This window comes from Rahnella woolbedingensis (assembly GCF_003602095.1).
Taxonomy (GTDB): Bacteria; Pseudomonadota; Gammaproteobacteria; order Enterobacterales; family Enterobacteriaceae; genus Rahnella; species Rahnella woolbedingensis.
The window spans coordinates 1-15437 of record NZ_RAHH01000020.1 but is presented as its reverse complement, the minus strand read 5'-3'; the positions used below and the strand labels follow the sequence as shown (position 1 = coordinate 15437).

Annotated in this window: 11 protein-coding genes; 4 read left to right on the top strand and 7 right to left on the bottom strand. The window is 52.7% G+C overall.

The features are described 5' to 3' along the window. Positions 1 to 26: 26 nt before the first annotated feature. Entirely contained in the window at positions 27 to 848 is an 822-nt protein-coding gene (locus D6C13_RS16675) for an XdhC family protein (protein ID WP_120133828.1), read from the bottom strand. A 384-nt stretch (positions 849 to 1232) separates the two neighbouring features. Here D6C13_RS16675 and ygfK point away from each other — a divergent pair, with 384 nt between their 5' ends. The 3 genes from ygfK to D6C13_RS16660 all read left to right on the top strand — a co-directional run bounded on the left by ygfK (position 1233) and on the right by D6C13_RS16660 (position 7123). Then, positions 1233 to 4340, top strand: coding sequence for a putative selenate reductase subunit YgfK (gene ygfK / locus D6C13_RS16670; RefSeq protein ID WP_120133827.1), 3108 nt, complete (start codon positions 1233 to 1235; stop codon positions 4338 to 4340). Positions 4341 to 4343: 3 nt separating this feature from the next. After that, positions 4344 to 5672 (top strand): putative aminohydrolase SsnA, encoded by a 1329-nt coding sequence (gene ssnA, locus D6C13_RS16665; protein WP_120133826.1) that lies wholly within the window; start codon positions 4344 to 4346, stop codon positions 5670 to 5672. Between the two features lie 77 nt (positions 5673 to 5749). Next, positions 5750 to 7123, top strand: coding sequence for a nucleobase:cation symporter-2 family protein (locus D6C13_RS16660; protein ID WP_244212710.1), 1374 nt, complete (start codon positions 5750 to 5752; stop codon positions 7121 to 7123). A gap of 62 nt (positions 7124 to 7185) precedes the next feature. Here D6C13_RS16660 and D6C13_RS16655 read toward each other — a convergent pair whose 3' ends face one another. The 6 genes from D6C13_RS16655 to D6C13_RS16630 form a co-directional block, all read right to left on the bottom strand. Then, the gene (locus D6C13_RS16655; RefSeq protein WP_120133825.1) at positions 7186 to 8721 is read right to left on the bottom strand and encodes a serine hydrolase domain-containing protein; all 1536 of its coding nucleotides are present in this window, start codon (positions 8719 to 8721) and stop codon (positions 7186 to 7188) included. 85 nt (positions 8722 to 8806) lie between these two features. Beyond that, a complete protein-coding gene (locus tag D6C13_RS16650) occupies positions 8807 to 9592 on the bottom strand; it encodes an ABC transporter ATP-binding protein (protein WP_120133824.1) in 786 nt (261 codons plus the stop codon). Beyond that, positions 9589 to 10419 (bottom strand): ABC transporter ATP-binding protein, encoded by an 831-nt coding sequence (locus D6C13_RS16645; protein ID WP_120133823.1) that lies wholly within the window; start codon positions 10417 to 10419, stop codon positions 9589 to 9591. The genes D6C13_RS16650 and D6C13_RS16645 overlap by 4 nt, the downstream gene beginning before the upstream one ends. Continuing rightward, on the bottom strand, positions 10419 to 11345 hold the full coding sequence (locus D6C13_RS16640) for an ABC transporter permease (protein ID WP_120133822.1): 927 nt from the start codon (positions 11343 to 11345) through the stop codon (positions 10419 to 10421). Before D6C13_RS16640 ends, D6C13_RS16645 begins: the two co-directional genes overlap by 1 nt. Beyond that, positions 11342 to 12355: an ABC transporter permease gene (locus D6C13_RS16635; protein ID WP_120133821.1), complete on the bottom strand. Its 1014-nt coding sequence runs from the start codon at positions 12353 to 12355 to the stop codon at positions 11342 to 11344. The genes D6C13_RS16640 and D6C13_RS16635 overlap by 4 nt, the downstream gene beginning before the upstream one ends. Continuing rightward, complete coding sequence (locus D6C13_RS16630; RefSeq protein ID WP_120133820.1) at positions 12355 to 13950, bottom strand: ABC transporter substrate-binding protein; 1596 nt, start codon at positions 13948 to 13950, stop codon at positions 12355 to 12357. Before D6C13_RS16630 ends, D6C13_RS16635 begins: the two co-directional genes overlap by 1 nt. A gap of 250 nt (positions 13951 to 14200) precedes the next feature. Between D6C13_RS16630 and D6C13_RS16625 the strand changes: the two genes are divergently transcribed. Next, positions 14201 to 15313: a dipeptidase gene (locus tag D6C13_RS16625; protein WP_120133819.1), complete on the top strand. Its 1113-nt coding sequence runs from the start codon at positions 14201 to 14203 to the stop codon at positions 15311 to 15313. Positions 15314 to 15437: the final 124 nt, after the last annotated feature.

Below are 15437 nucleotides of genomic sequence, written 5' to 3'. Positions count from 1 at the left end.
CAAGGGCGGTCTGTCCTCAAGAGCTGTCAGGCCGTTTCCCCGGTAACTGATAAGCAGTCACTCGTACAGTCCAGCAACATGCCACTTGCTCCGTTTTTAACCTGAAGAATTTCAGCCAGCACGCTTATCGCGATTTCTTCCGGAGTTTCTGCCCCGATATCAAAACCTATCGGTGCACGAAGGGGGGCAAGCTGGCTGCTCGTCAGGCCGCTGGCCATAAAGTGTTGAGTAAACGTATGCACTTTTCGACGGCTGGCGAGTAACCCAAGATACCGGCAAGGGTATCCCATGAGTAAACTGACCACCTCCAGATCACTGCTGTTGGTCGCTATAACGACATACGTATTTTCGTCCGGTACGATTTCTTTTAACGCATCGGCAAAACTATGGCTCAGTAACAGCGAGGTCCCCGCGGGGAAATCGCCCGCCTGAAGATTTGGTGCATAAATGTCAGTGACCAGCAGGTTGAAATTGAGTGCTGAAGCCGCGTGGGCTATTGCGCGGTTTACATGCCCGCCGCCAACCAGTAACAGTCTCGGCCGCACCCCATGTACGCTGATAAATACTGACATTGCCCCTCCGCAGTCCGAGCCTACGGCGTCCTGTCCGTTGCGCGTCATACGGCCATGAAACAGGCGTGACTTTCCATCCTGTAAAGCCACTAAGGCTTCATCAATGACCTTTCTTTCCATCATGCCTCCGCCTACTGTGCCCAGAATATTACCTTCGGGCATGACCAGCATCTGGCCGTCATGCCGCGGCGCTGAGCCTCTGCTTTCTGTAATAATGACCATTGCAAAGGGAATGTTTTGTTTTTCCATCCGGGCAGCATCTGCAAATAAGCTCATCGTTATTCCTTAACCGTTATACATTGCAAACATCCATGCAATTTTTATGCCCCGTAATTTTACCCTGTATCCGACCTGCTGTTGTCATTATCCGCCGGATCCCCGTGAAAATTCTCAATCTGATAAATATCAATCCGGAATTGATAATCAGAATGAAAACCGCTACGAATAACTTCCTGCACGTCAGGGCATGAAAATGAATATTATTTTTTCCCACCAAAAATGTCCGTGTTGATTTTATATTTACGATGCGTGTCACGAATTAAATCATATTCCTGAAGTGATCCTGAAATTGGCCTGGATGTTGCTCCATGCTTGTGACGAAATTATTCCGCATACAACCCTTGCGGGATTTAACACTCATCTGTAAGTAAGGAGACATCCATGGGAGACATTATGCGTCCCATTCCTTTCGGCGAATTGCTGTCGAGGATCTTTGAGGAATATAAAGAAAATAAGTCCATCTTCGGGATCCCGGAAAAACAGTTTTATCGTCAAGAAAAACATCACCTTATCAAAGTGTTCAACGAAACCTGTGAAACACCCGTTGGGCCCGCCGCCGGCCCGCATACCCAGCTGGCGCAAAACATCGTTGCGGCCTGGTTAACGGGGGGGCGCTTTATTGAATTAAAAACGGTACAGATACTGGACCGGCTGGAGCTGGAAAAACCGTGTATTGATGCACAGGATGAATGCTTCAATACTGAATGGTCCACGGAATTTACCCTGAAGAAAGCCCATGATGAATATCTGAAAGCCTGGTTCATCCTGTTTTTACTGGAGGAGATTTTTAATCCCCGCCATAAAGATCAGGATAAATCATTTATTTTTAATATGAGTGTGGGTTATGACCTGAAGGGAATTCAGCAACCACCCATGCAGGAATTCATTCATAACATGATGGATTCTGCACATCATCCTAAATTCTCTGCATATCGAAATATTCTGCATACTTTTATTCAGGGGTACAGTTTCGAACCCGCATTAGGCCTTGAACCGCTAACGCCTCGCTTTTATACGTTAACTGAGCGTATTCCTGCAAATATGGTCAGCGGGCTCACGTTGTCGACAATGCATGGCTGTCCTCCAAATGAAATTGAAGCGATTTGCCAGTACATGCTGGAAGAAAAAGGATTACATACGTTTGTGAAACTTAACCCAACACTTCTGGGTTATGAGCGTGTCCGCGAGATCCTCGATGGGTGCGGTTTCAGCTATATCAAAATAGATCCGGCCTCATTTGAACATGACCTCAAGCTTGAGCAGGCCAGAGCCATGTTGCAGCGCTTGCTGCAGGTGGCAGAGAAGAAAAATCTCAGTTTTGGCGTCAAACTGACCAACACGCTGGGCACACTTAACGGCAAAGGTCGTCTGCCTGGCGGCGAAATGTATATGTCCGGGCGCGCCTTATTCCCGCTCTCCATCAACGTGGCGTGGATCCTCTCCCGTGCCTTTGATGGCAAATTGCCGATTTCATATTCCGGTGGAGCAAGCCAGGCGAATATCCGCCAGATTTTTGATACCGGTATCCGGCCGATCACCATGGCGACGGATTTGCTCAAGCCTGGCGGCTATATGCGCCAGACGCAGTGTATTCAAATGCTGGACCAGTCGGAATGCTGGGAAATGCAGGGGATTGATTTACCGAAACTTGAAGCGTTAGCCCGCGAGTCACTGACGATGGCCTATACGCAAAAAGACTGGAAATCATCCGAAGAAATTGATGCCGGTGGTCCGCTGCCTTTAACCGACTGCTATGTGGCGCCTTGTATCAGTGCCTGCGCCATCAGACAGGACATTCCCGGATATATTCATCTGATGGGGGAACAACGTTACGAGGAAGCACTGGATCTGATCTATCGGCGCAATGCGTTGCCTTCTATCACCGGTCATATCTGTGACCACCAGTGCCAGAATAACTGTACCCGGCTTGATTACGACAGTGCGCTGAACATTCGTGAAATGAAAAAAATAGCGCTGGAGAAAGGGTGGGAAGCCTATAGCAAACGCTGGCATAAACCGGCCGGGAGTGGCGAAAAACATCCTGTCGCGGTTATTGGTGCAGGTCCGGCCGGGCTGTCTGCGGGTTATTTCCTGGCGCGGGCAGGCCATGCAGTGACGTTGTTCGAACGTGAGGCTGACGCCGGGGGCGTTGTCAGCAATATCATTCCCCGGTTCAGAATTCCGCGGGAGGCAATACAGCATGACATTGATTTTATTGCCGCTCACGGTGTGAAATTTGAATACGGGTGCCGCAAGGATCTGACTATCGACCTGCTGCACCAACAAGGCTTTAAATATGTTTGCATCGGTATTGGTGCGGATAAAAACAACGGACTTTCTCTCGCCGGAGATAACCGCAATATATTGAAATCATTTGATTTCCTTCGTCGCTTTAATCAGGGCGAAACCCTCGAAATGGGGCAGGAAGTCGTGGTGATCGGTGCGGGTAATACAGCGATGGACTGTGCCCGTGCGGCGAAACGAATTCCCGGTGTTAGTCAGGTCACGATTGTTTACCGCCGCAGTATGAAGGAAATGCCAGCCTGGCATGAAGAGTATCTCGAAGCGGTAGAAGACAATGTGCAGTTCCGCTGGCTTATGGATCCTGAACGTTTCGACGCTGATGGTTCACTGAAAGCACAGGTCATGGAGCTTGGAGAACCCGATTCAAAAGGGCGCCGCCGTCCGGTGCCAACAGGCCACACTGTCACCTTGCATGCCGACAGTGTCATTACGGCGATTGGAGAACAGCCTGATCTGGGGGCTTTACAGGCACTGGGGATCCCTATGGGGGCGGATGGCTGGCCGCTGGTCAGCAAAATCACGGCAGAAACCGGACGCCAAAACGTCTTTCTGATTGGTGATGTTCAAAGTGGTCCGTCATCTATTGTCGCTGCCATCAGTGATGCACGCCGTGCGACTGACTGCATATTGCACCGGGAACAGAAAGCCCTGACTCCCGATACCAACGGGCCATTACAAATCAGTATCAATGATGTTTACGCCCGAAAGGGACTGATCCAGCTTAATCCTGTGGCTATGGAACAGCAGGATGCGTTCGTGATGCAGGAAGCCGCCCGTTGTCTGGAATGTAACTATGTATGCAGTAAGTGCGTCGATGTTTGTCCTAACCGCGCCAATATTTCCATCGCAGTGCCTGGCTTGCACGATCCTTATCAGACTCTCCATCTGGATGCTTACTGCAACGAATGCGGTAACTGCGCTCAGTTTTGCCCGTGGCAGGGCAAACCTTATAAAGACAAAATTACCGTTTTCAGCCTGAAAGCTGATTTCGATAACAGCACCAATCCGGGCTTTTATCTCGAGGGGCAAAAGATCCATGCCCGGCTTGGGACTCAGGTTTATCCCCTGATCCTCGATCCGCAAGGCAATGTGAAAGCCGTGCCTGAAGGGCTGGAAACGTTGTGCCGCGTCATCACGCAGGTCGCAACTCATCACCGTTATCTTCTCGGACAGGTGGAGGAATAAATCATGCAAATTTTAAAAAATGCCACGGTCGTGCAGTTCGATCCCGCTTGTGTGATTGAGCATCTGGATATTGTCATTGATGGCAGTGTTATCAAAGAAGTCGGTTCAGGAATTGCCGATCACTATCCGCAGGCAAAAGTTCGCGATCTGAAAGGTAAGGTGGTAATGCCGGGAATGGTCTGTGCGCATAATCACTTCTATTCGGGATTATCGCGCGGGATCACCGCCAATATAGCCCCCAGCCCGGACTTTATTTCGACGCTGAAAAATCTGTGGTGGCGGTTGGATCGGGCGCTTGACGAAGAATCACTGTATTACAGCGGCCTTATCTGTTCGCTGGACGCTATCCGCAATGGCTGCACCGCTGTTATTGATCATCATGCTTCGCCCAATTACATCAAAGGTTCATTGAGTACTTTGCGAAAAGCCTTTATCAAAACGGGCTTACGCGGCATGACCTGCTTTGAAACCACAGACAGAAATAATGGCAGCCAGGAACTGTGGGCGGGCGTGGAGGAAAATATTGCCTTCGCGCATCTGATCGACAGGGAAAAAAGAGCGGGAAATGAGCCTTATCTGGTCGAGGCGCATATCGGCGCACATGCGCCTTTCACCGTGCCGCATGAAGGGATGGAAATGCTGCGCGAAGCGATGAAATCCACCGGTCGCGGGCTGCATATTCATGCTGCCGAAGACAGTTACGATGTGTCGCACAGCCACGATAAATATGGTCTGGATCTTATTGCCCGGCTGGATCATTACGGCCTGATCACTAACCGCACGCTTATCGCTCACGGGTTGTACCTCTCAGATAATGATATTGCCATTCTCAATGAGCATGACGCTTTTCTGGTCCATAACGCCCGGTCGAACATGAACAACCACGTCGGTTACAACCATAAGCTTGCTCAGTATCGCAATCTTGCGTTAGGCACAGATGGCATCGGCAGCGACATGTGGGAAGAAATGAAATTTGCGTTCTTTAAACACCGGGATGCGGGTGGCCCGCTTTGGCCAGACAATTTCACTCGCTTTTTATGGAACGGGAACACGCTGCTGGCGCGTAATTTCAACGCCCGGTTTGGCCGTATTGATGTGGGGAATAAAGCCGATTTGACCATCTGTGACTATGACTCACCGACGCCGTTACTGGCAGAAAATATCGGTGGTCATCTGGCATTCGGACTGAGCAGCCAGAGTGTTCACAGTGTGATGGTCGACGGTCGAATGGTCTATGAAAACAGGGAGTTTCCGTTTGATGTGGCTGAGCTTTATGCAGAAGCCCGCAAAGTTGCGCTGCGTTTATGGCAACGAATGGATCGCCTGAGCTAATCCCGGCCGACTGAGACCGGGCCTCAAGAGTCTTCAGATAAGGATTTATCGTGAAAACTGATAACGCAAACTCTGTCATTACACCTCATCAATCACAAAATACGCCGGAACCGGTGCATCCGGTTGACCAGATTTTACCGCTGGGAAAAATGCTGATTTATGGTTTACAGCATGTTCTGGTCATGTACGCCGGGGCCATCGCGGTTCCGCTGGTCATCGGTAAAACGGTCGGATTCACCAACGAGCAAATCATAATGCTTATCAGTACCGACTTATTCATTTGCGGCTGCGGCACTATCTTGCAGTCCATCGGTATCGGTAACTGGATCGGCAGTCGTTTGCCCATCGTTCAGGGTTGTACTTTTGCCGCGCTGATCCCGATGGGGCTGATTGGTCAGCAATACGGAATAGGGGGGATCTCCGGGGCCGTTATTATCGCCGGTCTGTTTACGGTTATCTGCGCGCCGCTGGTCTGCAAGCTGGTGCGGTTCTTCCCCAAAGTGGTGATGGGCACCATAGTGACGTTAATCGGTCTGTCGATTTTGCCTGTAGCGGGGGGGTGGATTGGCGGCGGGAATATTGCATCGCCTGATTTCGGCAATTATTCCTCGTTGCTGATGGCCTTATTCACGCTGGCCGTCATTATGCTGATTTACATTTTCGGCAAGGGGATGTGGAAAAACATTGCAGTACTGATCGGCATAGCGGTCGGCACGGTGGTCTATAGCCTGTTTCATGGCTTTGATTGGCAGCAGGTCAGCAATACCGGCTGGATGACGTTTCCCTCGCCGATGTATTTTGCGCGTCCTCAGTTTCACCTGATGCCGGCGGTACTGATGTCAATGGTGATGATTGTGGTCATGGTTGAAACCATGTCTTCAATGATGGCAATGGGGGAAATTGTCGAACGTCCGGCGGATAAAGATACCCTCCGGCGCGGCTTGCTGGCTTGCGGCAGCGCCACGTTTGTCGGTGGACTGTTTAATATGTTCCCTTACGCCGCGTTTGCCCAAAATGTCGGGTTGGTCAGTATGACCGGCGTTCGCAGCCGTTTTATTGTCGGCACGGCAGGGTGCATTTTAATCGTCATGGGATTGTTTCCTAAACTGGCTGCACTGGTGGTGGCTGTGCCTAAACCGGTTCTCGGCGGTGCGGGGATTGTAATGTTCGGTATGGTGGCGGTATCAGGAATACGTACGCTGGGGAAAGTGGATTTTCAAAACAATAATAATCCGATGGTCGTCGCTTTGACGCTGGGCCTCGGCATGTTACCGGTGCTGGTACCGCAAATATTCCAGCACGTACCTTCTACAGCAGGGATGTTTTTGCACAGCGGGATCACTATCGGAACGGCGGTGGCTATTATTGCGAATCTGTTGTTAAACGCTGAGAAGAAGCCGAATAAGCCGGCAGTGATCCCCGGCTGTGATGAATGCGAGGTGGAAAAATAACTCATGCAGTACCGCCCCTCGCTGTGACTGAGGGGCGGCTCCGTTTGAGGTTATCAGTCAATTTACCAGCTGCTGCGACATTCCTCCCGATAGAAATTCAATACGCGGCTGCGGTTGGAAATTAGCTTTACGTTGTAACCCTGGAAATAAAGACAAAAGGTTTTCTTCCACGGCCCGTCGGGTAATTCCACCAGCAGGCGTCCTGCACCCAGCGAGGTTAACTGTCCGCTGGCGCGCTGTGTTCCCACACCAATGCGTAACTTGTCACCGTCGATATCAAAGGCGGCTTTTGATTCCGGATGATACCAGCGGCCCTGAACCATTTTCAGGCAGTCGTTGGGTTCAATTGGCCGGAAGTAACGTGGCGCATGGCCGATTTCACCTTCAATGGCTTGACCGTTCCAGCGCAAGCGCATGGGCATATGCGCCGAAAGCGTAATGGCTTCACCGACGTCTTCGCCCTGATACAAATTATCGGCGGAACCCAGATAGCTGGCGGTGCCATTGCTGACTTTCAGCCAGTAAGGATCGGCGATGCTTGAATAAAGTCCGTCCGGCAATGCATTACTGCGGGCGGGAAGCGGTGATGCCAGCAATGCGGACATGACTTCCAGCGCGTGCATATAGGCGGTCGTGTCTTCACGATTGGAGACCAGCGCGATACCTGCGTCAAGTTCAGGATGCAGGAGAAAATAGGTTTTGTAACCGGCATGAGAACCGCCGTGGCCGTAAACAGTATGTTCCCCGATTTGCGACGAGGTCGTGCCTAGCCCGTAGGCGGAAGGGATATTGCCTTGCAGATGGCGCTGCGCGGTCAGCGTTTTCAGCACGCCTGCGCCCGGTCCGTTGTTTGCCAGCAGACTTTGCAGCCAGACGGAAAGCGAACGTACGCTGCCGGTCAGACTGCCGGAAGCGGAAAGATGCAAACCGGCGGCGGCCGTTTTCCAGCCGGTGGTGTCCTGCCAGTAACCGGGTACCAGATTGGGTACAATATCAAACCAGGTTTCTGGTGCGCGGAATGTAATATCCAGCGGATGCGCGATGTGTTCTGTCAGCAGATCTTCAAATAATATGCCTTTTCGCCGGAGGATTTCCTCCACCAGCCGGTAACCGGTATTACTGTATGAAATCTCCGTGCCAGCGGGGAAATTGAGAGCGCCGTCCTGCGCCAGAAATGCCATAATCGCATCCGCGTCGCTGACGTTATAAACCGAAATTCCCAGCAGGGAGAGGGTCTCGCGAACATCAGGTAAACCGCCGGTCATGTCCAGCGCCTGACCGATAGTCACCTGCGACATCGGCGGTTTCAGCTCAGGTAAATACTGACCGAGGGTATCATCCGGCGAAAGTCCGGCATGACTTTTCAGTAAGGCCAGCGCCGCAAAAATATGCTTGGTTACGGACGCATAACGCACCACCGAATCCATGCTGAACGGCTCGGACGTGGTCAGATTGGCCAGGCCGCCGGTGGCGAAACCGCGCAGTGTTTTGCTGTCAAAAAGAGTGATTGCCCCGCCGGGCTCACCGGGTTTGTCCCAGTGTTGAGTAATGCGTTTTGCTGTCGCCTCAGCGGTTTGCCACTGTAAATCAGAGGTCATTAGAATCTCCACAGACTGTTTATCAGTGAATAAGAGGGCAGTCTGACTGCCCGTGAGACCGGAATGATGTCGGTTTGTGCAACGATTATTCGGGCTCCTCTAAACTGAGACTTAACGATCGTAATTCTACTGTATGCGGATGGGTGACGTTGCCCGTCCGTAAATCGTCTGCGCTCAGAAGCTCGACCATTTCACCACCAATCATCACACCAATGCTGGTGCAAAGATGCGTTACTACGGCCAGATTGTGGCTGACGAGAATAAAAGTCAGTTTCCGCCGTTCACGCAGGTCGCTTAACAGGTTGAGGATCTCCGCCTGTACCGAGACATCCAGCGCTGAGGTGGGCTCATCGAGCAGTAAAATTTCTGGCTCCGAAATCATTGCCCGCGCAATGGCGACACGCTGACGCTGTCCACCGGAAAGCTGATGCGGAAAGCGAAAACGTACCGCCTGTGGCAGACCCACTTCGCTCAGGGCGTCGGTTATCCGCTTCTCAATATTGAGAAAACCATGAACGATCAGTGGTTCGCTGAGAATGCGGTCGATGGTCTGGCGGGGATGCAGCGAGCCATACGGATCCTGAAACACCATCTGCACGCGGCGGAAAAAGCGCTTCTGCCTAACCGGCAGCTGATCTTCACCGCCAATCACCATTTCGCCCGACCAGGACTGATTTAGTCCGGCCAGCGCACGTAAAATGGTGGATTTTCCCGAGCCGCTTTCGCCAACAATTCCGAAGCATTCACCCGGTGCGACGCTGAAACTCACGCCTTTCACCACTTCGGTATCGCCAAAAGCAATCCGCAGATTATTCAGAATAATTTTGCTGTTATCTAAATTCTGATAGAAAAGAGGAGATTGGTCAGTCATGAGATTTTCCACGCTTCGTCACGCACCAGAACCGGCAGTCTGTCGCGCGGATGTTTCAGCGACGGCAGACATTCCAGCAGCCCGCGCGTGTAAGGATGTTGTGCCTTGAGCAAATCACCGGCCTGTAACGTTTCGACAATACGGCCGGCATACATCACGGCCACGCGGTCGCAGAATTTGGACACCAGCGGCAAATCGTGACTGATCAGAATCAGTCCCATGCCGCGACTGGACACCAGGTCGTCGAGCAGACGCAAAATCTCCGCCTGCACGGTGGCATCCAGCGCGCTGGTCGGTTCATCGGCAATCATCAGTTCCGGATCCGGGGCCAGCATCATGGCGATCATCACGCGCTGTCCCATACCGCCGGAAACTTCATGAGCGTAACGTTCGGCGACTTTATGCGGATCGCGGATACGCACCTGATCCAGTAGTTCTATGGCGGCGTTCATCGCCTGCTTTTTCGAACCGCCTTTATGCGTCTGCCAGGCTTCCGCCACCTGTTTGCCAACCGGCATTACCGGATTCAGCGAATATTTCGGATCCTGCAAAATGAAGCCGACGCGTTTGCCGCGTATCTGGCGCATCTGTTTTTCACTGGCATTACGCAGGTCGATACCGTCGAAGGACAGGGTTTCGGCGCGGCATTTTGCGCTTGAGGGCAGCAGGTTCATCAGACAGCGTGCGGTCAGGGATTTCCCCGATCCGCTTTCGCCGACAATACCGAACTTTTCTTTGCCCAGAGACAGCGATACGCCGCGAACTGCGTCGAAACTGCCGCTGTTGGTCTGGAAGGTAATATGCAGATCTTTGATATCAACCAGCATCATTTCTCCTTAGGATCGAGGACGTCGCGCAGGCCGTCGCCCAGGAAGTTGAACGCCAGTGAAGTGACGAAAATCGCAATGGCCGGGATCAGCGGCACCCACCATTCGCTGAACAGGAAACGGCGTGCGGTGGCTATCATCGCGCCCCATTCCGGTGACGGGGGTTGTGCGCCCATCCCGAGAAAGCCGAGGCTGGCGGCGGTGATTATGATCGAACTCATATCCAGCGTGATACGCACCACCAGACTTGGCACGCACAGCGGCATGATATGGCGCAGCACAATACGCGTCGGTGTCGCGCCGGTCAGACGGCAGGCGGCAATATAATCTGTGCCGCGCACCTGCATGGTTTCGGCGCGGGCGAGACGGGCATACGGCGGCCAGGCAGTGAGAGCGATCGCCAGAATGGCGCTTTCGATACCGGGTTTGAGCGCAGCGACAAAGGCCAGAGCCAGGATCAGACGCGGGAATGCCAGAAAGATGTCAGTTATGCGCATCAGAATACGGTCAAGTAATCCGCCGGCATAACCGGCCACGCAGCCAATCAGCAGGCCGAGCGGGGCGACAATTGCCACCACAATAATCACCATTCCGAGCGTGATGCGTCCGCCATAAAGAATACGGCTCAGGGTGTCGCGCCCCAGCTCATCGGTGCCCAGCCAGTGCAGGGAAGAGGGTTTCGCCAACCGATGTGCTAAGTCCTGCGCGCCCGGATCGTAGCTGGTCAGCCACGGTGCACAAATTGAAATCAGCAACACGATAAGTACAGTGAACAGGCCGGTGACGGCCAGCGGATTTTTGCGCAGGCCAAGCCAGATGCGGTAACGGCGTCCCCAGACGGCTTGCGTCCGGGTATGCGGCGTATCTGCCAGCAGCCAGGCGCGGCTGCCCGCGCGGGGTTGAGGTGTGACCGGAAGAGTGCTCATTTTACGCGGGGATCCAATAGTCGGTAGAGAAGGTCGGCCAGCAGGTTGAGCAGCACATAAATTGCGCCAATCAGCAGCGTGGAGCCGATCACCGGGTTCATATCCGCATTCATCAGCGAGACGGTGAGATATTGTCCGAGGCCGGGCCAGGAGAACACGTTTTCAGTGACCACCGCGCCTTCCAGCAAACCGGCATACGTCAGTGCAAGAACGGTAATTAGCTGCACGCCGACGGTCGGGAAAGCATGTTTCCAGATGACGCGCTGTGCAGAAAGCCCTTTGGCGCGGGCGGTTACCACATATTCGCCGCCGAGCGCGTTAAGCATAAAGGTACGGGTCATGCGGGTGATGTAGGCCATGCTGAAATACGCCAGTATCAGCACTGGCTGAGCCATGTGCGCGAGGGCATCCCGGAATGCGCCCAGGTCACCGGCTAGCAGAGAATCGACGGTCAGCAAACCGGTGACCTGCGGGATCATGTCCTGATAAATGATGTCCTGACGTCCCGGCCCCGGCGCGATACCCAGCGCAGAGTAGAAAATCAGCAGGCTGAGCAGCGCCAGCACGAACACCGGCAGGGAGTGACCGGCCAGACACACCACGCGGATGGTCTGGTCAATCCAGCTGCCCTGACGCGTTGCCGCCCAGACACCCAGGGGAATGCCAATAATGGCCGCAATAATGATCGCTGCTGTCGCCAGTTCCAGCGTGGCCGGGAAAAAGCGGGCGATATCGGTGGTGACCAGATTGGAAGTCAGGGCGGAACGGCCTAAATCACCGTGAAACACCTGACTGAGATAATGGAAAAACTGCATCCAGAGGGGCTGATCCAGCCCCATTTCATGACGAACCCGTTCGACGACTGCCTGCGGGGCGTTATCGCCAACCGCAGCCAGAACCGGGTCCGTCGGCATCACGCGACCGATGAAAAAAGTCACTACCGACAGACCAAACAAAGTAAGACAAACGCTGATGCAGGTACTCAGAAATCCTTTGAGTCTCTTGCTCATCACGCTTTAACAACCTTCTCGTAAGGGCTGGTGCTCATTACTGTTAATACCACGCCGGAAATCACGTTACGGCAGGCGGCGGTCATGGTGGGTTGCAGCATGATGGCAAACGGGCTGTTTTCCATATGTTTGGTCTGCAACTCTTCATAAAGCTTGATGCGGGTGGCCGGATCTGACTCTTTCAGTGCTTTGGTGCTGAGGTCTGAGATCTCTTTATCCTGCCAGCTGCAACGCCATGCCAGCGTGCGGCTCTTGGCTTTGTCGGTGTTATCCGGATTGCTGCAGAAGGCTTCGGCGTTCGAGTTCGGGTCAAAGTAATCTGCGCCCCACTGAGTCATCGCCAGTTGCTGCTGGCGGGCACGCATTTTGGTCAGCACCTGACGGCTTTCTGCGGCCAGCAGCGTGACCTTAATCCCGACTTCAGCGAGGTTTGACTGTAATGCCTGCACGATGTCGGAAGAAGGTGAAGCGGAATAGTGATCCAGCGTGATTTCAAAACCGTTCGGGAAACCGGCTTCGGCCAGCAGCGCTTTGGATTTTGCCACATCACGTTTGTACATGATGGTATTCACCGCTGCCGGGAAGCCTTCCGGCAGGAAGCTCTGATGGATTTTGTGCGTCAGCGGCACGATATGCTGCTGAATGTTTTCGTAATCGATTGCCCATTTGATCGCCTGCCAGACCTGCGGTTTGGCAAGATTCGGGTGCGCGGTATTAGCGGACAACATAAAGGTGCCGGCAATCCCTTTCTGTACCAGCGTGAAGTTTTTGTCCTTCATCAGCGGGCGAAGCTGTTCAGTGGTCAGGTTACGTGCGATATCGATATCGCCCTTTTGCAGCATTAACAGCTGGGCAGACGGGTCGATGATGTGACGCATGATGATGCGCTGGATTTTGCCCGCGTGCGGGTTGTTTTTATTGCTCTCCAGAATCACGGACTCGCTGACTTTCCAGTCGCGCAGTTTGAACGCACCGGAACCGGCGCTGTTTTTCTTCAGCCAGGCATTACCTAAATCGTCACCCGCCTGATTGGCCAGGCAGGCCGATTTCTGCACGATGCTGCCGACGTTTGCGGTCAGGCAATACAGCAGGAAGGATTCGGATGCCGGTTCAGTGGTCCTAATCACCAGCGTTTCGGCGTCAGGGGCTGTTATCAGGCTGTCGACGTTATCTTTGGTATAGCCAAACTGATTGATGATGTAGGCCGGGCTCTTGTCGAGTTTCACCACGCGTTGCAGGGAAAACGCCGCGTCTTCGGCGGTGACCGGTTTGCCGTCGGCCCATTTGGCTTTCGGATCCAGTTTGAAGGTGAAGGTTTTTTTATCGTCGGAAGCGGTCCACGAAACCGCTAAATCGCCTTCGATTTCATCAGGGGAGGCCAGTTTGGGTTTCACCAGTTGCTGATACATATTGCCGGTAATTTCACTGCCCACGGACTCGAAACTTTCATGCGGATCAAGGCTGGTAATGATATCGAGCTGGATAGCCATCACCAGAATTGACGCTGGCGTGGCGGCAAAGACTGCATCGAATTTCAGGTAGGACAGAACAGGTATTGCGGAAAAACCGGTAACAAATTGACGCCTGGTAACCATAACTACTCCCATCGTGTTGATATATAAAAGTAAAATTAAAAATCACGTTGGCCAACCCTTGACTAAACTCCGGACAACTGGCTTAAATGAAAAACCGTTGCTTTACACAACCCGACGCTTCATATCGAAAAAACTAATGTGAAGCGTACTGTGCTTGTTCTCTCCTGGTGCAATTTCACAGTGTGAGTGCACCCTGGCTGAACAAATCTCCGTTGTCTTAGTCATGCTCAATCAAAGGTAGACCTTTTTTATGAATAACGTAGCGCACGGAACTGAAGAATTAATGCCGGTTTTTGATGGACATAACGATGTTTTGCTACAACTTTGGAACGAACATCGTCAGGATCCTGCACATACATTCCTTCAGGGACCCGCCAGCGGACAATTAGACCTGCCGCGCTGTCGTGACGCAGGCTTTGCCGGCGGGCTTTTCGCCGCCTGGGTGCCTACTCCTGAAGTAGATCTAGCAAAAGGCGTGCCTGATCGTACTGTGGACACCCGTTTTCTGCCGGAAGGTACTCAAAAGCATCCTGATTTTTCCCCGACACCTTCTTTCAATTTTGCACGTGACGTCACATTTGGCATGATGGCGTTCCTGCTCAGAATCGAAGAACAGTCGCAGGGAAAGGTGAAAATTTGTCGTACCGCGCAGGAAATCACAGAGTCAATGGATAACCATGCATTAGCTGTGGTTATGCATATCGAAGGGGCGGAAGCGATAGATGAGGATTTATATAATCTGGATGTGCTTTACAGCATGGGGTTGCGCTCGCTCGGGCCGGTCTGGAGTCGCCCGAACATTTTCGGCGAAGGCGTGCCGTTCAAGTATCAGACGTCGCCGGACACCGGTCCGGGGCTGACCGACGCGGGTATCCGGCTGATCAAAGCGTGTAATCAGAAACGCATCATGATTGATTTGTCGCATCTGAACGAAAAAGGCTTCTGGCAGGTGGCCGAACTGAGCGATTCGCCGCTGGTGGCCAGTCATTCCAATGCTTACAGCATTTGTCCGCAGTCGCGTAACCTCACAGACAAACAGCTTGGTGCAATCAAAGAGAGTAACGGTTTCGTCGGACTGAACTTTGCGGTGCCATTCCTGCGCGAAGACGGCAAACGCAGCGACGATACCGGCACAGATATCATGGTGCGTCACGTGGACTATCTGGTTGAACATCTGGGCGAAGACGGCGTAGGGTTCGGGTCGGATTTTGACGGGGCGTCTATGGCACCGTTTTTGAAGGACGTACGCGGATTACCGGTGCTGGTAGAGGCACTGCGTAAAGCGGGATATGGTCAGGCTTTGCTGGAGAAAATCTGCTATAAAAACTGGATTAACGTTCTGGAAAGAACCTGGGGCAAATGAGCGTCTGAAAGGGCGGTTTTCCCAAAAGAAAAGGCAGCCCCAGGGGCTAATGCTGGTCACTTAAGGTGACCAGCATTGTTTTTTAAAGGATATTTCGACCTTTTTTCTCTCACTTCCCTTGCAT